Origin of the sequence: Reyranella sp. (genome assembly GCF_044224635.1) — a bacterium.
Classification (GTDB): Bacteria; Pseudomonadota; Alphaproteobacteria; order Reyranellales; family Reyranellaceae; genus Reyranella.
Genome location: NZ_JBGAKA010000012.1, coordinates 102,061 through 119,987, shown reverse-complemented (window position 1 = coordinate 119,987; position 17,927 = coordinate 102,061). Strand labels below are relative to the sequence as shown.

Genomic DNA, 17,927 nt, shown 5'->3' with positions numbered 1-17,927 from the left:
GCAGCCGGGGCCGATATGCGCCTGAAGCGGCTTTACGACGCGATCGAGGCTGGGGTTGCCGACCTCGACGACCCGGCGCTGAAAGACCGCATCGCAAGCCTGAAAGCGATCCGCGACCAGGCACAGGCCGATGCCCAGCGCGCGGCCGCGATGTCGGAGTCATTGGCCTACCAGACCATCACGCCACGAATGATCCAGAAGTTTGCCAGGACGGCGCGGGAACGGATCGGGATCGAGGGCGGCGGCTATCGCCGTGACCATCTCCGGGCGCTGGCCCAGCGCGTCGAGGTCGCGGACCGCGAGGTCCGCATCATCGGCTCGAAAAGCAATCTGCTTCAGACTCTCACCGCCGCGGCCGGCGTAAAGCCGGCTACTTCCGGCGTTCGCAGTTCTGTTCTGAAATGGCGGAGAGGAAGCACTTCTAATCCGCGTCTAGATGCGTCTCACTCCGTCTCAATCTCTCCATAAAATCTCGATTTTACGGGCTTCCATTGTCTCACTACCTCTCGTTGTGTATCGTTAGATCGCACGCAGACTTGTGCACTGTCTTGTGCACTGGCGAGGAGAGCGATCAAATGGCAAGAAAGCTAAGCGCGCTGGCAGTTTCAGCGATTAGGACCCCGGGCCTCCATTCCGTTGGGGACGGCCTCTACATCAAGGTCCTGCCGAACAGCCGAAGCTGGGTTTTTCGCTACATGAGCGGCGGCACTGCATACAAAATGGGCCTCGGTCCCTACCCCACCGTCACCCTCGCTCAAGCCCGCGAAAAAGCCGCCGATGCACAGCGCCTCCGGGCACGGGGGCAAGACCCCCTTGCAGCGAAGAGGGACGGCACCCCCATCGCAATGACATTCAAGCGTGCCGCTGAGGACTACATCGATGCCAAGAAAGCCGGCTGGCGCAACGGCAAGAGCGCTGCACAGTGGGCGTCGAGCCTCAAGCCGGCCTACTCGAAATTCGGCAACCTCCCTATTGCCAGCGTCAAAGCGTCGCACATTGTCGCCGTCCTCCGGCCGATTTGGACGCGGACGCCGGAAAGCGCTGCCCGGCTTCGCGGCCGGATCGAAAACGTCTTGGACTATGGCATCGCACACGGTCTCCGCGACGACGCGAATCCTGCCCGCCTCCGCATCCTGCGCCATCTGCTGCCCCAACAGCGTCGAGAGAAAGCGCACTTCGCCGCGATGCCACATGCTGAGGTCGCCGAATTCATGCGTGCGCTCAAGGGCGAACAGGGCGTCGGGGCGATCGCGTTGCGCTTCGTGATCCTGACCGCCGCACGCTCCGGCGAGGTGCGCGGCATGACATGGGACGAAGTCGACCTCAGCGAAAAGCTGTGGACCGTCCCCGCCGATCGCATGAAGGGAAGTCGAATTCACCGCGTGCCCCTCAGCGAGGCAGCCCTCGCCATCTTGCGCCCTCTGAAGGAGCTTGAGCGCGGCCCCCTCGTGTTCGAGGGCATGAAGCGCGGCGTGCCCATGAGCGACATGACCTTGACGGCCACCCTGCGACGCATGAACAGCGGCGTCACGGCTCACGGATTTCGTTCGAGCTTTAGGGATTGGTGCAGCGATACCGGACAGGATCGCGAGCTAGCTGAAGCTGCGCTCGCTCACCTATCTGGCGATGCGGTCGAGCGAGCCTATGCGCGCAGCGATATGTTCGATCGTCGCCGAATTTTAATGGACGACTGGGCCGCCTATTGCAGCGTCGCCATCGATGAGTAACGGCGGTTTTCGTCCGTTAGAATGTAGTTGCGTGTCGTTCTATTTCTCTAAATAGTGCTGGTCCAGAGGTTGGCTTTTCCACGGCTTCGGTCCCCTCACAAAACGCGAAGCCACCGCATACGTAAATTCGATTCCTGCGGTCCTGCCGATAGCGCCTTTCGGGTAACGAGACGCTCCGGTTCAATTCCTTCCCATTGAATTGACCGCTTCTGCGGGCAGGTGACCTATGCCTACACGAAATCGGCACGAGCGGCGCACTGCGCGTCGCGTCGAACGCCTCGACCTTGTTGTCGGCGCGTGGAATGACATCCCAACCACTTGCGCCTACGCCGGCCTTAACCGCTCCGGACTCTACCGAATCATGGACCAGCTGGACGTCCGCAAGTTCGGCCGCCGCACGCTGATCAGTCGCGAGTCGGTTGAGCGCTACATGAACAGCCTGCCTCGCATCGGGGCGCGAGGCCACCGGCCGATGCGCTTGGCGCTAAGCGAGGCGTCGTGAATACGAAGAAAAGTCGAAGCCGTGGCGCGGCTTCGACTAATCGGGCTCTCAACCAAACACTCTGTGCGAAGCCTCACACTATCGCCCCTGACGCGAATGGCGCAACCCCACGTTGCTTGGCCGTCTGCCCCCATGCGCGCCTGAACTGGTCGCTTCGCAAGAAGGAAGCGCCGTACCTCTTCTACGGCTACTGGCGCACCAAGGATCGGCGCGAGGTCGTGTTTAACAGGGCCTATCGGCCAATCTTCTACCGCGCGATTGGCTCCTACGTCTTCCACTGGGCCGACCCGGAGGAGTGGTTCGACGTCAAGTCGACGGTGTTCCTCTTCGATGATCGAAATCCGCCTTGGGTGTGTCCGGCGACGCGGCAGCGCGTCAGGCGCATCATGGTCAATTTCATTCTTGGGCGGGGACTGCCTCGGCCGCAGCGGAGGGTGTCATGAGTGCCCCGTTCGATTCTTCTCAAGCGCCCACCCTGCCCGATCCGGCCGCCCTAAATCGCGCCGCTGCCCTCGCGACATGCTCGCCCGAAGAGGCACGGCGCTTCCTGAAAGCCCTCGACCCTGACGCTCGATGCTTCACCTTCCAGACCTTCGATGACAATGCCGAGCGCAAGGACCCACGACTTGCGCACGTCTACCACGAATCGCTTGAGAGTTCGTCGCTCGCTTATTTCAACGACGCGAGTCGAGGCGCGGGCGCGTTCGTGACGATCAACGAAACCAACCTCCGAGGGCGCCACGCCGCCGACATTGTCCGCGTGCGCGCCGTCTTCGTCGACCTCGACGGGGCACCGCTCGAACCGGTTCGGGTGTTCGACAAGAAGCCTCACATCATCGTCGAGTCGTCACCCGGACGGTGGCACGCTTACTGGCTGGTCAAAGACTTGCCGCTCGATCAGTTCGAAGCGGTGCAGCGCGCCCTTGCCGAGCGTTTCAATGGCGACCGCGCCGTCCACGACCTGCCGCGCGTGATGCGGCTGCCGGGATTCTTCCATCGCAAGCGCGAGCCCTTCCGTACGCGGATTGTCGAGATCAATGACCACCCGCCCTTCGACGGGGCAGAGTTCGAACGTGCGGCACCTCAGGTGCGGGCTAGCGGCGAGCCGCAGGCTGACCCAGCCCGAGTCGCTCGTGCGCTCGAAATCATCCCGAACGACGAGAACGTCGATTGGGAGAAGTGGAATCGGGTCGCGATGGCGACATGGGGCGCGACCGGCGGCAGTGACGAGGGGTTCGACGCCTTCGACCTCTGGTCTCAGAAGTCGTCGACCTACAACGCCCGAGACACCCGCGAGCGATGGGAGGCCATCTCTAGGTCACCACCGAGCGAGATCGGGGCGGGCACGCTGTTTCACATGGCAAGCCGCATCGATCCGAACTGGGAGCGCGACGGCGTCACGTTCGATGACTTCCACGCCTACATGCCGCAGCACGTCTATCTCTTCGCCCCAACGGGCGACCCGTGGCCGGCGGCAAGCATCAACGCGCGGCTTCCGCCCGTCCGTCTCTGCAACGCTGACGGCTCGCCCCTTCTTGGCGAAAATGGGAAACAGGTGAAGCTCGCCGCTAGCAAATGGCTCGACCAAAACCAAGCCGTCGAACAGATGACCTGGCACCCCGGCGAGCCGCAGTTGATCAAAGACCGCTTGCTGATTGACGGCGGGGTGATCGAACGCCGGGGCGTGACGAGCTTCAATCGCTACAAGCCGCCGACGATCCGGCATGGCAATCCGCGTGAGGCTCAGCGTTGGGTCGACCTCGTCCAAAAGGTTTTTCCTCAGCATGCTGACCACATCATTCGGTGGCTGGCGCATCGCGTTCAGAAGCCCGGCGACAAGATCAACCACGCACTGTACCTCGCCGGAAATCCAGGCATCGGCAAGGACACGATACTTGAACCAGCGATAGAAGCCGTCGGGCCCTGGAACTTCAAGGATGAAAAGCCGTCAAGTCTGCTTGAGCCGTTCAACCCGTTCGCCGCTGCCGTCATCCTGCGGATTAGTGAGGCGCACGACCTTGGGGATCAGACCCGCTTTCAATTCTACGAATCGACCAAAGTTTACATGGCTTCGCCGCCTGCCACGCTCACGGTCAACGACAAGTACTTGCGCAAGTTCAGCGTCTTGAACTGCTGCGGCGTAGTCATCACGAGCAATTACAAGGACGCAATCTATCTGCCGGCAGACGATCGGCGTCACTACGTCGCGTGGAGCGAGCTGACTGCGGCCGACTTCAACGAAGCCTATTGGAACGGGCTGTATGCCTACTATCACAATGGCGGCTTCGGCCACGTTGCCGCATACTTGGCACAGCTCGATATTTCTTCCTTCAACCCCAAGGCGCCGCCACCCAAGACAGAGGCATTCTGGGATGTCGTCGACGCGAACCGCTCCCCTGAGGGTGCGGAGCTAGACAACCTGCTCGACTGCGTCGGGCGAAACGAGCGAGGCGAACCGTGCCGCCCGGAAGCTCTGACGATCGAAGACCTTATCGCGAACTCGATCGGCAGTTTTTTCGAATGGCTCAAGGATCGGAGGAACCGGCTCGCAATTCCGCGGCGACTCAAAGACTGCGGCTACGTCCGCGTACGCAATCCGGATGCCACCAGCGGACTGTACGTGGTCAATGGCGCTCGGCAAGCCATCTACGTCAAACGAGAGCTTTCCGAAAGCGCTCGCCTCGCTGCCGCAAGTGCTCATGCTTCAGGACAGCGCACGGCTACTGCAAGTGAGCGCACGGCTGCAGCTTGCGGGTGAGGCGCTCGGGCCGGCTCTAGCCGTGACCGCCGCTAGGCCGGGAAATCTTGGATTTGAGCGGGCTTCGGCGCAGGCGGCACCGGTTGTGGCAGAGAAACTGCAACCCGCTGCAGATGTCTGCTAGGCGCCGCATCGAGGGATTGTTCGTCGCAGGGGGTGAACTACGGTCGGAAACTGCCGTTCGCTGCACTGGATGCACTGGATGCACTGATTTTCTATTGCTCTCTAAATCCTCTTCTCGTCTCTCTGAATCTGACTTTCTTCATCATTGTTGCAATAGGGGATGAAGGGGGAAAAAGAAGAGCAATAGAAAATCAGTGCATCCAGTGCATCCAGTGCACGGCGACGACATGCATCCCTCGCGTCCAACCGCGCCGGACTTCGATACCTTCCGCACCCTCCGTGCGGCAGACAACTGTAGATGGCGCAGTTCGAATTCTATACACTCTATCCAATCGCACCCTGATTTGCGCCAATTCACCTGACTTTCAACGAGCGTAGATCATCCGAGTGCACAAATTCGTGCGCAAGGCCCCTCCCCTTCCGGGCTTCCGCATCACGTTTCCGCGGTTGCCGAGAGTACCGATGCCCCAAGTCGTCCGCTGCTCCATCTGTCGCCACCCAAAGCGGCACCTTCTGGAAGTCGGCCTGACCTATGGCGTTCCGCACCGGGCTCTCGCCGCGCGCTACGAATGCAGCCCCGACGCTCTGCAGCGGCACGCGCAGAACCACTTGTCCGCCGCGACCCGAGCCGCGATCCTCGCGAACCGCAAGCCGACCGACGTGGATCTTTCTGCACTTCGCACGAGCGAAGCCGAAGGTCTGCTCGGCCAGCTGATCTCGCAGCGCGCGCGACTTCAGCAGCATGCCGACTTCGCGCTGTCGGTCGGCAACACTGCCGGGGCTGTTGCCGCCGAGCGCACGATCCTCAGCAACTTGGAGACGGTCGGCAAGTTGCTCGGCACGCTCGCTCAGCATCACACGGTCACCCACACGAGCGTGCTGGTCAGCGCCGATTACTTGAAGCTCAGGCAGGTCTTGATCACGGCTCTCCGCCCGTTCCCCGACGCTGCCCGTGCAGTCGGTACCGCGCTCGCTGCCCTCGAAAGCGAAGCCGCGGCCGACATCACTGCCCGCGCGACAGTCGCCGCCCCAACGCCCACCGCACCGCTGGTGATCGAACACGTCCCGGAGGCCGCGCAATGACGTCGATGGCGTCCGACCTTGCGCGCGCACTCGATCGTGGGCGTTGGTTCGCCGATGCGAGCTATCAGCCGGACGCGTGGCAGCAACGAGCCGCGACGTCGTCGAGCAAGCGCCAGCTTTGGAACGTGCATCGGCAGGGCGGCAAGTCGCTGACGGCTGGCGTCAAGGCGATCGCTCACGCGTGCGAGGAGCCGGGGGCACCCGTCCTCGTGATTGCCCCTGCAATGAGGCAGGCAGCAGAGACTATCCGCACGGTCGCCGCCCTTCACTCGCGCGTCAGCGGGTTGCCTTCGATCGTGAACCAAAGTGTTCATCGCGTCGAACTGTCGACCGGCTCGCGCATAATCAGCCTACCTTCATCGGAAGGCACGATCCGTGGCTTCAGCAAGGTTGCGCTGCTGATCCTCGACGAAGCGTCACGCATTCCCGATGAGATCATCGCCGCATGCAGGCCAATGTTGGCGGTGAGCGATGGTGAAATGGTCGCTCTCTCAACGCCCCGCGGGATGGTCGGGTGGTTCTATGAGCAATGGGCGAACGGGGGCGATGGCTGGGAGCGCGTGCGCGTGCCGGTAACGGAATGCCCTCGGATCAGTGCGGAGTTCCTTGAGGAGGAGAAGCGGCTGCTGGGGCCGTCCGTCTTCAATCAGGAATACCTGTGCGAGTTCGTGGCCGACGATTCGCAAGTCTTCCCCAATGAAGTCATCGCCGCAGCGTTCACGAGCGAGGTTACGCCCCTATGGCCGCAATAGCTCCGCTCCCTCCGCATCATCGCGAGCTTGTCACCGAACAGTGGTGCCTAAGCGTCGACCTGGGGCAGGCACAAGACCCCACGGCCATCGCTGTGCTTCAGCATCGCGTGGTCAAGCACGTCCGCTTCGATGGCAAGGTCTTTGCCGCTGGCGAGGTCGTGGACGTCAGGCACCTACAGCGGCTCCCGCTCGGCTTCAGCTATCCGGCTCAGGTTGCGGAGCTGCAGAAACTCCTGGCTCGTCATCCGCTGAATTCGGGCTGCACGCTAGTCGCCGACGAAACCGGAGTCGGGCGCCCCGTCTGTGATTTGCTGAATGATTCTGGGCTCAAGCCTGTGCGCGTCTCGATCACGACCGGTGAGAGCTTCAGCCCGAACCGCGGCGGATGGCACGTCGCAAAGAGCCTGTTGATATCGACCTTGGACGCGGCCTTGCATTCGGGCTCCCTTCGCGTTGCTGCCGAGCTTACGGAAGCCGGCCCACTCGCCGAAGAATTGAAGGACCTGCGCCGCAAAGTTTCCGCAGCGGGTCGTTACCAATTCGAGGCACGCGTCGGAGCCCATGACGATATCGTGTTGGCTCTCGCCATTGGGTTGTGGACGTGCGTCGGGCTGCCCAAGCGAAAGCCGGGGATGTCCGGTCGCGCCGTTGGGAAACTGCCTCCGGGGCAAGAGCCGTCGCCCTTGTCCGGCCGCTGGACATCACTCCGGAATGGACCCTCGCCATGACCACGCATCCTATGCCACCGATGCCCACGTCGAAGAACGACGCCCTCGCGCTGCCGCAGCAGCTGGCCGCCGAGCTTGCCGCCCTCGACCACCTGTTGTCGTACGAATTGCGCTACGCCGCCCTTCATGGCGCGTCGGGCACCCCAGGCATTCGTGCGCGCTTCCTTTCGAAGCTCGACGCCCTGCGCCGCGCGCACGGCCATTCCGACCTGATGATTTCCAACATCGGCCGCGAGATCGAACAGCAATGCAGCCGCTTCCTCGTCGCCGTGATGGTCGGCGAGCGCTTCAAAAGCTTTCCCAAGACAGTTTGAACAAGGAGTCCCCGATGCCCTCTCTCGCTTTCCCTCGCCGCAGCCACAGCCCGTCGCCGATGCCGACCATCGGCATCCGCCAGATGATGGACCGCCAGCCCGCCGGCAACAGTGCCCTCGCGGCGGCCCTGACCCGCCTCGCCGATGCATACGCGAGCGCATCCGAGGCGCACCACCGGATCATGGGCGACCTGACGACGACCCCTGCGGCCCGCACGGTGCGCTCGGCGCGGCACGCGAAGGCCACGCTCGGCCCTGCCGTCGAGGCATTGCAACAGGCTCGCACGCTCGCCGCCGCGACTCGCGCCGACCTGATGAAGAACGCGGCGAAGGTCTTCTCCTACAGCGACGCCGCCGATGCCCTGCTGGCCGGGGAGATTCGTCGGCATTTCGCGACGCTGGCGTCGCCGGAGCGCCTTGCCGCCGTCAGGACTGCGATCGAGGCGAAAGATGCCACGACGCTGCGGGCGATCGGTGCCGGTCCGGCCTATCTCAGCGGCTTGCCGGCCGAGATGCACGAGCACGCGCGCGCCGTGCTGATCGAAGCCGACCCTGCGGCGAAGGGCGTGCCCGATGCGCTGCGGTCCCTCGGTGAGCAGGAGGCGTTTGCGGTCCTCATCGAAGAGACGGTGTTGCAGTCGATGGCTGACCTCGTCGACTTCGTCGAGGCCGACAGCCTCGAGCAGATGGCGCAGGCGGCGGTGGCGGCTTAGGGGGGAGGCCGCTTCAGTTCGTCCACCTCTCCGCGCGTTGCAGTCCGCTTATTCACGCGGCATCATCCCTCGGGGCGGAAATGCTGGTAGCGCTGCAAGCGCGAATCGCGCCCAAGACGTGCGGGAGGTTGGGCGCGCCCCGGGCCGGGGTGCTCTGGGACCTGCTCTGGGAGAGGCGCAATGGAAGCAATGTTTCAGGGAAGTGCGTTGCTTGTTTGGTGGGTGATCTTCTTGGTCGCCTCGCTGATGCTCGCGTACCAGACCGGTCGTGTTAGGGAGACGACGCGCAGGATAGAGGCCATTCGAAAGAAGCGATCCGAAGTTCAGGTCAGATTCGAATCGCTTCGGGAAATGGGCGCTCCAACCGAGATACAGGCGCGGCTTCAGGAAACTATCCGCAAAGTGGACGTCGAACTTGCGGATATAAACCGACAATTTCGCCACATCAAGATCGGTTACCGTGCCGTCGTTGCCGTATACGGACTCCTCGCTGGAACTCTGGTGGGATGGACAGCATACGACCGGTTGATTCGCCACAACCAGCAATCCTTGATTGATCTGCTTATCGCCCCCGCCCTCGCTCAAGTTTCCCCCCAAGGGGCGCCAGAGCTTGCCGCGCTGTTAATTAAAGTGGTGTTCGTGACAATTGTTCTAGCGTTCTTCTTTGCCTTAGCCATCTTGGTGTTCATGAAGGACAAGGATGAGAATCGCCGAGCCCTCGAGACCGCCGACAACATTGTGAAGATGTTTGGGGGATTTCTAATCGGCGTAGGCAGCTCGTTCTTCGGGATCAAGTAGTCTCTCTCGTACGGGCTCAACCGGCTAAGGCAAAGACCGAGACCGCTGGGGCTTGTCTGTGCACTCTCTTGTGCACTGACCGCGACGTCTTCTTAAAAATCCCAGTGAAATTGGGATTTTATGGGCAGATAATGGCGGGCCACGTCAGATGAAAATGAGTACTACATTTACCCCATAGCACTCTAATCTATCCAATGGGAGCTGGGTGCGCTTTGGAAGAATTTGCCTATCGGAGTGTGGAATCCGAGGGAAGTCGGCCACCCCCGGGGTTGCAGCAGGGGAGAGCCGATGCCAGCCGAGAGAGTGCCGATGCGTTGTGTCAGGGAGATATTGCGGCTCAAGGCCGAAGGACTGAGCGAGCGGGCGATCGCGCGCAGCACGCGCTTGGCCCGCAGCACGGTAGGCGACTATCCGAGCGCGCGTCCAACCGCACACCATGCTGAAGATGCTGGACAAGAGCATTTTCGCCCATTTGCTGTTCGACCGGATGCGCAGCCGCGCAAAGCACGACTTGAGCGGCTCATTCGTGCCCTCTCGCCAAGTGATCGTCCGCCATGCTCCGGTCGGCAGGCTGAACGCAAGGTCTTTGACCCTGACCGGCTGATGTTCGGCGTCGCGGCGCAGGCACGTGGTCGGCCGCCCACACCGTGGTGTTCGACAGAATGCCGGCGACATAGGGCAGGCCAAGCGTCGTGATGGCGGTGCGCAGATCGCTATGGGTCCATATCCCGCATCCATCAGCACAGCTCCACGCGGCAGGCCCGCCGCGTTGGCGGCCCGGATCTGATCGAGCGCGATCTCGACCTTGGTCTGAAAGCCGATCTCTTCCGGCACACCAGCCTTGTTGCGGCGAGCCGCGTCATTGGCCCAAGCCTGCGGAAGATACAGCCGGGAGGCCACCGGCAGGCTCGCGTCGGCATTGGCCAGCGACAGCGACACCGCGACTTGGCAGTTGTCCTGCTTGCCCAGCTGGCCGCAATACTGCCGAGCCACCCCCACCGAATGTTTGCCCTTCTTGGGGAAGCCCGTGTCGTCGATGATCCAGGCCTCGATCGGCCTGTGCCGCTCGATCGCAGGCAGAACCGTCTGCCGGACCTTCGCCAGCACTCTCTCGTCCGACCACCGACCTTCGCCGGCAAAATGCAACAGCGACTGATGCTGGGCCGCCGTCCGATGCGGCGCCGTCACTGCCGCCATCGGCTCCACGCTCTTGCGCTCGCCGGGCGTCAACAGCCCAGCGCAATAATCACGCAGTGGCTAAGCCCGATCGGCATGGCCGATCACACTCACAGGCCCTTCGACATAAGCCGAAAACCGACCTTCGCTGCTTCTCGTTCAAAGACCCATCCCAGCCCTCGTTCGCTGAAAATGAATCTTCCAAAAAATACCTCAGCTCCTAAACCGCTACCCTGTGGCTTTCTGACTCAGTAAGACTAGCGCCGATCAGGCCGGCGAAGCCCATGCCCTATCGCGTTCCTCCCATCTCGTCGAATCGGTCGCTCATTCGGCGACGGCCTTGAGTTCGGCTGGTTCCGGTCCGCTCGTAACGTCGTCGTCCGCCGCCCTGCGCGGCAGTCGCCAGCCCTTCACCAGCCCGTAGACCGCCGGAATCACGATCAGCGTCAGGACCGTCGAGGACACCATGCCGCCGATCATCGGTACCGCGATCCGCTGCATCACCTCTGAGCCAGCGCCCGCGCTCCACAGGATCGGAACCAAGCCCGCCATGATGGCAACGACCGTCATCATCTTCGGCCGCACACGCTCGACGGCACCAAGCATGATCGCCTCGTAAAGGGCGGCGCGCGTGAAGGCTCGACCTTGTCGGGTCCGCTCCGATTTGACCTCCGCCATCGCCTGCTGAAGATAGATCAGCATGATAACGCCGGTCTCGGCGGCGACGCCTGCGAGCGCGATAAAGCCGACCGCCACTGCTACGGACATGTTGAAGCCGAGCCACCACATCAGCCAGATTCCGCCGACCAAAGCGAAGGGCAGCGAAAGCATGACGATGAGTGTTTCAGTGAGCGCTCGAAAATTGAGATAAAGCAGCAGGAAGATGACGAGCAACGTCACCGGCACGACGATCTTCAGCCGTGCCTCGGCGCGCTGCAGGTACTCGAACTGACCGCTCCACGAGACGTAGGTGCCGGGCGGCAGCTTCACCTCATTCGCCACGGCTCGCTGCGCCTCGGCGACATAGCCGCCGAGGTCGCGGCCGGTGATGTCGACGAAGACATAAACCGCGAGCTTGCCGTTCTCGGTCCGGATCGAGGTCGCTCCACGTGTGAGCTCCACCTTGGCAACCTCGCCGAGCGGCACCGTGCCGCCGCCCGGCAACGGCACCTGCACGTCGTGAGCGATTGCCTGCGGATCGCTCCGGAAGTCGCGCGGATATCGAATCGCGACTCCGTAGCGCTCACGACCTTCGACCGTGGTCGTCACGGTCTCTGCGCCGAGCGCGCTCGCGATCACCCGTTGAACGTCGGCAATGGCCAAATTATAGCGGCCAAGCACATCCCGATCCGGCACGATGTCGAGATAGTAACCGCCGATCACCCGCTCCGCGTAGGCGCTCGAAGTCCCCGCTACGGACCGCAGCACCCGCTCGATCTCGCGGGCGGTCTGCTCCATCTGCGCCAGATCCTGGCCGAACACCTTGACGCCGACCGGCGTTCGGATGCCGGTCGCGAGCATATCGATCCGAGCGCGGATCGGCATGGTCCAGGCGTTTGAGACGCCAGGGAACTGCAGCGCCTGGTCCAGCTCCGCTTTTAGACTGTCGATCGTGACCTGCGGCCGCCATTCGCTCTTCGGCTTCAGATTGATGATGGTCTCGAACATCTCGATCGGCGCCGGATCGGTCGCGGTGAGCGCGCGCCCCGCTTTGCCGTAAACCGAGACGACCTCCGGAAAGCTCTTGATGATCCTATCCTGCATTTGCAGGAGTTCGGCCGCCTTGGTGACGGAAATCCCCGGCAATGTTGTCGGCATATACATCAGCGTTCCCTCATCGAGGCTCGGCATGAACTCGGAGCCGAGCTGCCGCGCTGGCCAGACGGTGACGCCCAGCACGACGAGGGCGATGAGGATGGTCAGGATTTTCGCTTTGAGAACACCACGGATTATCGGCCTGTAGATCCAGATCAGGAAGCGGTTGATCGGGTTCCGGTGCTCGGCAACGATCCGCCCGCGCACAAAGACGACCATCAAGGCCGGCACCAGCGTCACCGAAAGGAGTGCCGCCGCCGCCATGGCGAATGTCTTGGTGAAGGCAAGCGGACCAAACATCCGCCCTTCCTGCGATTCCAGCGTGAAGATGGGCAGGAACGAGACGGTGATGACCAGCAGGCTGAAGAACAGTGCGGGGCCGACCTCGCTCGCCGCCTCGATCAGGGTCTCGACACGCGGCTTGTCAGGCGGAGCGCGCTCCAAATGCTTGTGAGCGTTCTCGATCATGACGATCGCGGCGTCGATCATAGCACCGACGGCGATGGCGATGCCGCCGAGGCTCATGATGTTGGACCCGAGTCCGATGACTTTCATCGCCGCGAACGCCATCAGGATGCCGACCGGCAGCATCAAGATGGCGACGAGCGCGCTACGCACATGTAGCAGGAACACGACGCAGACCAGGGCAACGATGATGCTCTCCTCGATCAGCGTGCCCATCAGCGTTTCGATCGCCCGGTCGATCAGCTCGGATCGGTCGTAGACCGGCACGAGCTCGACGCCCTTGGGCAGGCTCGACCCAATCTCCATGAGCCGCGCCTTGACGTTCTCGATCACGCTCAGCGCGTTGGCACCGAAGCGCTGCAGCACGATGCCGCTCGCCACCTCGCCTTCACCGTTCAGCTCGGTGATGCCGCGCCGCTCGTCCGGTCCGACCTCGACACGGGCAACATCCTTCACCCGCAGGGGTACGCCCCGGTCGGTCTTCAGCACCACGTTCTCGATGTCGGCAACGCCGCGAAGATAGCCGCGGCCGCGTATCATAAACTCAAATTCGGAGAGCTCGACAGTGCGTCCACCGACGTCGGCATTGCTCCCCTTGACGGCCTCGCGCACTCTATCGAGCGAAATGCCTAGCGCACGCAACCGATTCGGATCAACCACGATCGAATATCGCTTCACGAAGCCCCCGACGCTGGCGACCTCGGCGACGCCCTCTGCTTTGGACGCGCCGAAGCGGATCACCCAATCCTGCAGCGAGCGGAGCTCGGCGAGTGTCATCTCCTTGGCGACAACGGCGTACTGGTAGACCCAGCCGACGCCGGTGGCATCCGGTCCAAGAGTCGGCGTCACGCCAGCTGGCAGGCGCTGCGCGGCCGCATTGAGGTATTCCAGCACTCGGCTTCTCGCCCAATAGGGATCGGTGCCGTCCTCGAAGATCACATAGACGAAGGAGACGCCGAAGAAGGAGAAGCCGCGCACCACCTTCGATTTCGGCACCGTCAGCATGGACGTCGTGAGGGGATAGGTGACCTGGTCCTCCACGACCTGCGGCGCTTGACCAGGATAGTCGGTATAGACGATCACCTGCACGTCGGAGAGATCGGGGATGGCGTCGAGCGGTAGCGTCTTCAGCGCATAGGCACCGGCCGCGACAGCGAAGATCGTGCCGACGAAGACGAGCACGAGATTGCGGGCGGACCATCCAATGAGACGGGCGATCATGGCTGCGCCTCCGGAGTTGCCAGGCTGCGCAGCGCGGCCTTCAGATTGCTCTCAGCGTCGATCAAGAAGTTCGCCGCCACGACGACGCGGTCGCCCGCGGCAATCCCTTCGCGGATTTCGGTGAAACCACCGCCGCGGAGTCCGACTTTGACCACACGCGGTTCAAATTTGCCTTCCCCCCGATCAAGGATCACTACCTGCCGAGTGCCTGTGTCTATGATGGCGTCGTCCGGAACGGCGACCACCGGCAGCACGCCGCCGGTGCCGATCTCCACATCGGCATACATGTTAGGAAGCAGCACGCCGCCGGGCTTCGCGATCTCGATGCGTACCCTTGTGGCCCGCGTCGCCTCGCCCACTTGCGGATAGATCAGCGACACGTGCCCTTCGAACCTGCGCCCAGGCAGGCTTCGCACCTGAATCGTCGCCGGAGCGCCAAGTCGGACGACACCGAGGTCAAACTCCGGCACATCCGCAAGCACCCAGATATTCGAGATGTCGGCAATACGGAAAAGCACCTCCCCGGGGGCGGCTTTCATGCCGTCGACGACATTGCGCTCGAGCACAATGCCATCGCGTGGTGCGTGCCACGTCACCGATAGTGGGACCTTGCGCGTCCGCTCGATCTCGCCAATCACCCGAGATGACAGCCCTAGGTTTTCGAGGCGCTGGCGGGCACCGCCGACTGCGCCGTCGCGGCCGCCGATATTGAGGTCGGTGAGAAACTGAGCGCCCGCTGCGGCGATGTCAGGTGAATAGAGCCGGAGGAGCACCTGACCCTTTGTCACCTGGTCGCCTGTCGTCACGTTCGCCACCTCGTTGACGAAGGCGTCGCTCCGCGTTGCGACCACCGAGATGCGACGCTCGTCGAGCTGAACCGTTCCCGGCACCCGCACTAGCCGGCCGACGGCGCGCCGCTCGACCAGCTCCGACCGGACGCCGGTGCGCTGCAGCCTGCCGGGGGACACCTTCACGACCGAGCCGCCGTCGTCCTCTCCCTCGTAGACGGGGATATAGTCCATCCCCATGGAATCCTTTTTCGGCGTGGGCGAGGTGTCGGGCAGGCCCATTGGGTTGCGGTAATAGAGGATGCGCCGCGCGCCTGCCGGGACGGTCGCCTCAGCCCTGGCCGGCGGTTTGACCTCGAAACTTACGTCCTCGCTGGTGCGAACGGCGCGGAAAGCCCGACCGTCCTCGGTCTGGCGCGGGGTCGCCGAATAGAAGGGCTTGCCGTCGGGATCCTGATAGTAGATCACCATACCGGTGCCGGCTGGCTCAACAGCCGCAAGCGTAGGTTCGACACCGAACCATGCGCCGACGCCAGGCGCGGGAAGACCCCGGACACCTGCCCAATTGCCTCCGATCCCCGCCGCCACAACGGCGGCCAAGGCGAGGCCTGTGAGGACAATCCGTTTCATGGCACGGCCCTCAGGATCAACTTGTTCTGAAGCGTGCCCGTCTCACCTTGAATCTTGGCCCCCAGCGAGAGCTGCCAGCCGCCCTCCATCGTCAGGTTAGTTTTGAAACGGTAGATGCCGGGTTCGGTCGACGGCAGGGCCTCGATCGGAGCGGTCATGGTCGGCATGCCGTCAGGCGCCATATCGATCCGCATGGCGAAGATGACCGCGTCCGGAACCGCCTTGCCCGTCCGCTTGTCGACGAGCCGGACAGAGATCATCGCACCGTCGCCTTGCTTTAGATTCGCCTGAACGAGACGAAATTCATAGTCGGCAATGTCGGCGCGCGCCGTCGAGAGAGCCGATACGGAGAGCGCGGCGGCGAGCGCCGCCATTACGGCGCGCTTGGTATGAAAGGTCGTCATGGTTTGGACATCCCAGATGCATCGGAGCACCGTGCACACGGCCCGGCGTTGCGCGGCCTATGGCCACGCGCTCTTAACCGCCCGAGCCTCGCTGGAGCGGCGCGAGCCGGCGTGCAAACGCCGGCGATGTTCTAGGTTCGCGGAGGTCGGGCGGGAGGCTCTACCGCGAGCGCGTCACCCGCGACGTCGCTGCCAGGGCGGATAACCTCACTCTGCTCCCAATGAACGTAAGCCACACCCGAAAGCAGCGGCGTGATTGAGAAGCACTTCGCCATACACGTTGTCGTCAACGGGCAGGCCTTCTGGCAGTCTGGAATGGTGGGTTTCTCGGGCGGGCAGCACGGCATGTCGTCCGGCATTCCGGACATTGTCGATGCAGCCGCTATCATCGACACGCTCATCGTGACGAACGGGCCGGCAATAAGCCCCACGATCGCAAGGATCGGAAGCACCGTGCGGAGCCACACGCCGACTTTCATAAGTTGGACAATGCCATAGGAGCACTTCTATGGGAAGCTGCGCGCTGGAGGCGGATTGCCACAAGCTTCCAGCGTCGGAAATAGTGCCGGATGGTCAACCTGTCCAATGTTCCAAGAGGATTCGCACGCCGATCAGAAAGCGAGCCACGCTTGCGGCTTCTGCCGCAATTTAACCCATCCTTGCCACCGAGAAGGCTTGAATCACGTAACCGCCGCATCGTCGACCGGCTGCGTCGTCTCGGGCGTACAAGTTACGGAAAGAGGCCCTCGGCATGGAGCATGAAGCCTTTCCGGCGCCTCAAACGAACTTGCATGAAGAGAAATCCGGTCAACGTGCACTGCGGCAAGCCGTCGAAGGCCTATCGCCGGGACAACGCGCAGCGAACCGGCTGTTGAGCTCAAGGAGAAATCATTGAAGGAGGCAGCAGCGGAAAGCGGCATGTCTGTTGCGGCATTGACCGTCGTAGTCGGCAGCTTGGCGGTGGCGGCCATCAACGTCACCGAGGCCTTGCAGCATTCCTGTGACGTATTCTTCTATGAGGCAGCAAAGCGCGCCGGTGTCGGCCAGATCGTCCAAGCTGCGGCGAAACTAGGTTTTGGCAAGCTCACGGATGTCGGGTTGCCCGAAGAATCGCCTGGCTTTCTGCCGACGCCCGGCTGGACGCTGGCACGTACGGGCAGGCCATGGACGATCGGCAACACCTACAATCTCGGCATCGGCCAAGGGGACATGCTGGCGACGCCGCTACAGCTTGCGGTCATGGCGGCGCGCATCGGCAACGGTGGCTACGAAGTCAAGCCGCATCTGACTGCAGCCACTACCGGGGCGCGCGCTCCGGTCAGGTCGCTGCCGGTGCAGTCGACTCCAGCGACCCCAAGCCTGTCCTTCCGCGTGGAAAATCTGCGTGCGATCCGAAACGGCATGGATCTGGTGGTCAATAGCCCGAGCGGCACAGCCTTCGCATCGCGCATCGTGGAACAAGGCATGGCGATGGCCGGCAAAACCGGTACGTCGCAGGTCAAACGGATGACCGAGGCCGAGCGAGACCGCAAAGTGTCACAGGAACAGTTGCCCTGGCATTTGCGTCATCATGCCCTATTCTGCGCGTACGCGCCGGTCGCCAGTCCGCGCTACGCCTGCGCTGTGGTCGTGGAGCACGGGATGGGCGGCTCGCGCACCGCTGCACCTATCGTTCGCGACATCCTGCTTCAAGTGCAGAAAGTCGATCCATCTCGCCGCGCCCGGTAATCGCGGTGAATTCGATACTCGACGCGACGGCTGAAACACCCGCAATGGCTGGTACGATCGTCGGGGAACACTAGCATCGCTTCGACACGCGTCGTAAGATCACAGCCCCGTGATGGGATAGGGCTTGCAGTCCGGAAATAAATCCCCATCCTGTGGCATATGATTCGCTTTTGGCTGCGACGGACATTCACCTCGATTCTGG

15 protein-coding genes are annotated in these 17,927 nt (G+C 62.7%); 11 read left to right on the top strand and 4 right to left on the bottom strand.

Annotated elements, in window-relative coordinates; all coding sequences use genetic code 11:
• The first annotated feature begins 15 nt into the window (after nucleotides 1-15).
• From ACILR9_RS13625 to ACILR9_RS13580, 10 genes are all read left to right on the top strand, one after another.
• Nucleotides 16-468: a hypothetical protein gene (locus ACILR9_RS13625; RefSeq protein WP_395710473.1), complete on the top strand. Its 453-nt coding sequence runs from the start codon at nucleotides 16-18 to the stop codon at nucleotides 466-468.
• Nucleotides 469-575: 107 nt separating this feature from the next.
• Nucleotides 576-1,727, top strand: coding sequence for a tyrosine-type recombinase/integrase (locus ACILR9_RS13620; protein WP_395710472.1), 1,152 nt, complete (start codon nucleotides 576-578; stop codon nucleotides 1,725-1,727).
• A 618-nt stretch (nucleotides 1,728-2,345) separates the two neighbouring features.
• Nucleotides 2,346-2,672, top strand: a complete 327-nt coding sequence (locus ACILR9_RS13615; RefSeq protein ID WP_395710471.1) for a hypothetical protein — start codon at nucleotides 2,346-2,348, stop codon at nucleotides 2,670-2,672.
• On the top strand, nucleotides 2,669-4,987 hold the full coding sequence (locus ACILR9_RS13610; RefSeq protein ID WP_395710470.1) for a PriCT-2 domain-containing protein: 2,319 nt from the start codon (nucleotides 2,669-2,671) through the stop codon (nucleotides 4,985-4,987). Before ACILR9_RS13615 ends, ACILR9_RS13610 begins: the two co-directional genes overlap by 4 nt.
• Nucleotides 4,988-5,572: 585 nt before the next feature.
• The gene (locus tag ACILR9_RS13605) at nucleotides 5,573-6,193 is read left to right on the top strand and encodes a hypothetical protein (protein WP_395710469.1); all 621 of its coding nucleotides are present in this window, start codon (nucleotides 5,573-5,575) and stop codon (nucleotides 6,191-6,193) included.
• A complete protein-coding gene (locus ACILR9_RS13600) occupies nucleotides 6,190-6,945 on the top strand; it encodes a terminase large subunit domain-containing protein (protein WP_395710468.1) in 756 nt (251 codons plus the stop codon). Before ACILR9_RS13605 ends, ACILR9_RS13600 begins: the two co-directional genes overlap by 4 nt.
• Entirely contained in the window at nucleotides 6,933-7,673 is a 741-nt protein-coding gene (locus ACILR9_RS13595; protein WP_395710467.1) for a hypothetical protein, read from the top strand. The genes ACILR9_RS13600 and ACILR9_RS13595 overlap by 13 nt, the downstream gene beginning before the upstream one ends.
• A 20-nt stretch (nucleotides 7,674-7,693) precedes the next feature.
• Nucleotides 7,694-7,987 (top strand): hypothetical protein, encoded by a 294-nt coding sequence (locus tag ACILR9_RS13590; RefSeq protein ID WP_395710466.1) that lies wholly within the window; start codon nucleotides 7,694-7,696, stop codon nucleotides 7,985-7,987.
• 59 nt (nucleotides 7,988-8,046) lie between these two features.
• Nucleotides 8,047-8,700, top strand: coding sequence for a hypothetical protein (locus tag ACILR9_RS13585; protein WP_395710465.1), 654 nt, complete (start codon nucleotides 8,047-8,049; stop codon nucleotides 8,698-8,700).
• A 180-nt stretch (nucleotides 8,701-8,880) separates the two neighbouring features.
• Nucleotides 8,881-9,498: a hypothetical protein gene (locus ACILR9_RS13580; RefSeq protein ID WP_395710464.1), complete on the top strand. Its 618-nt coding sequence runs from the start codon at nucleotides 8,881-8,883 to the stop codon at nucleotides 9,496-9,498.
• Nucleotides 9,499-9,642: 144 nt separating this feature from the next.
• Here the strand turns inward: ACILR9_RS13580 and ACILR9_RS13575 are convergent, their stop codons facing one another.
• The 4 genes from ACILR9_RS13575 to ACILR9_RS13560 all read right to left on the bottom strand — a co-directional run bounded on the left by ACILR9_RS13575 (nucleotide 9,643) and on the right by ACILR9_RS13560 (nucleotide 15,997).
• Nucleotides 9,643-10,695: an IS701 family transposase gene (locus ACILR9_RS13575; RefSeq protein ID WP_395710463.1), complete on the bottom strand. Its 1,053-nt coding sequence runs from the start codon at nucleotides 10,693-10,695 to the stop codon at nucleotides 9,643-9,645.
• A gap of 303 nt (nucleotides 10,696-10,998) precedes the next feature.
• Nucleotides 10,999-14,175: an efflux RND transporter permease subunit gene (locus ACILR9_RS13570; RefSeq protein ID WP_395710462.1), complete on the bottom strand. Its 3,177-nt coding sequence runs from the start codon at nucleotides 14,173-14,175 to the stop codon at nucleotides 10,999-11,001.
• The gene (locus tag ACILR9_RS13565; RefSeq protein WP_395710461.1) at nucleotides 14,172-15,593 is read right to left on the bottom strand and encodes an efflux RND transporter periplasmic adaptor subunit; all 1,422 of its coding nucleotides are present in this window, start codon (nucleotides 15,591-15,593) and stop codon (nucleotides 14,172-14,174) included. Before ACILR9_RS13565 ends, ACILR9_RS13570 begins: the two co-directional genes overlap by 4 nt.
• Nucleotides 15,590-15,997, bottom strand: coding sequence for a FixH family protein (locus tag ACILR9_RS13560; protein ID WP_395710460.1), 408 nt, complete (start codon nucleotides 15,995-15,997; stop codon nucleotides 15,590-15,592). Before ACILR9_RS13560 ends, ACILR9_RS13565 begins: the two co-directional genes overlap by 4 nt.
• Nucleotides 15,998-16,888: 891 nt before the next feature.
• Here ACILR9_RS13560 and ACILR9_RS13555 point away from each other — a divergent pair.
• Nucleotides 16,889-17,725, top strand: a complete 837-nt coding sequence (locus ACILR9_RS13555; protein WP_395710459.1) for a penicillin-binding transpeptidase domain-containing protein — start codon at nucleotides 16,889-16,891, stop codon at nucleotides 17,723-17,725.
• Nucleotides 17,726-17,927: the final 202 nt, after the last annotated feature.

Bases quoted from the DNA above. Each gene is read 5' to 3' on its own strand.
- ACILR9_RS13575 (WP_395710463.1), bottom strand. From the start codon at position 10,695: ATGGCGGCAGTGACGGCGCCGCATCGGACGGCGGCCCAGCATCAGTCG.
- ACILR9_RS13620 (WP_395710472.1), top strand. From the start codon at position 576: ATGGCAAGAAAGCTAAGCGCGCTGGCAGTTTCAGCGATTAGGACCCCG.
- ACILR9_RS13570 (WP_395710462.1), bottom strand. From the start codon at position 14,175: ATGATCGCCCGTCTCATTGGATGGTCCGCCCGCAATCTCGTGCTCGTC.
- ACILR9_RS13595 (WP_395710467.1), top strand. From the start codon at position 6,933: ATGGCCGCAATAGCTCCGCTCCCTCCGCATCATCGCGAGCTTGTCACC.
- ACILR9_RS13590 (WP_395710466.1), top strand. From the start codon at position 7,694: ATGCCCACGTCGAAGAACGACGCCCTCGCGCTGCCGCAGCAGCTGGCC.
- ACILR9_RS13605 (WP_395710469.1), top strand. From the start codon at position 5,573: ATGCCCCAAGTCGTCCGCTGCTCCATCTGTCGCCACCCAAAGCGGCAC.
- ACILR9_RS13580 (WP_395710464.1), top strand. From the start codon at position 8,881: ATGGAAGCAATGTTTCAGGGAAGTGCGTTGCTTGTTTGGTGGGTGATC.
- ACILR9_RS13585 (WP_395710465.1), top strand. From the start codon at position 8,047: ATGCCGACCATCGGCATCCGCCAGATGATGGACCGCCAGCCCGCCGGC.
- ACILR9_RS13565 (WP_395710461.1), bottom strand. From the start codon at position 15,593: ATGAAACGGATTGTCCTCACAGGCCTCGCCTTGGCCGCCGTTGTGGCG.
- ACILR9_RS13610 (WP_395710470.1), top strand. From the start codon at position 2,669: ATGAGTGCCCCGTTCGATTCTTCTCAAGCGCCCACCCTGCCCGATCCG.
- ACILR9_RS13560 (WP_395710460.1), bottom strand. From the start codon at position 15,997: ATGACGACCTTTCATACCAAGCGCGCCGTAATGGCGGCGCTCGCCGCC.
- ACILR9_RS13625 (WP_395710473.1), top strand. From the start codon at position 16: ATGCGCCTGAAGCGGCTTTACGACGCGATCGAGGCTGGGGTTGCCGAC.
- ACILR9_RS13600 (WP_395710468.1), top strand. From the start codon at position 6,190: ATGACGTCGATGGCGTCCGACCTTGCGCGCGCACTCGATCGTGGGCGT.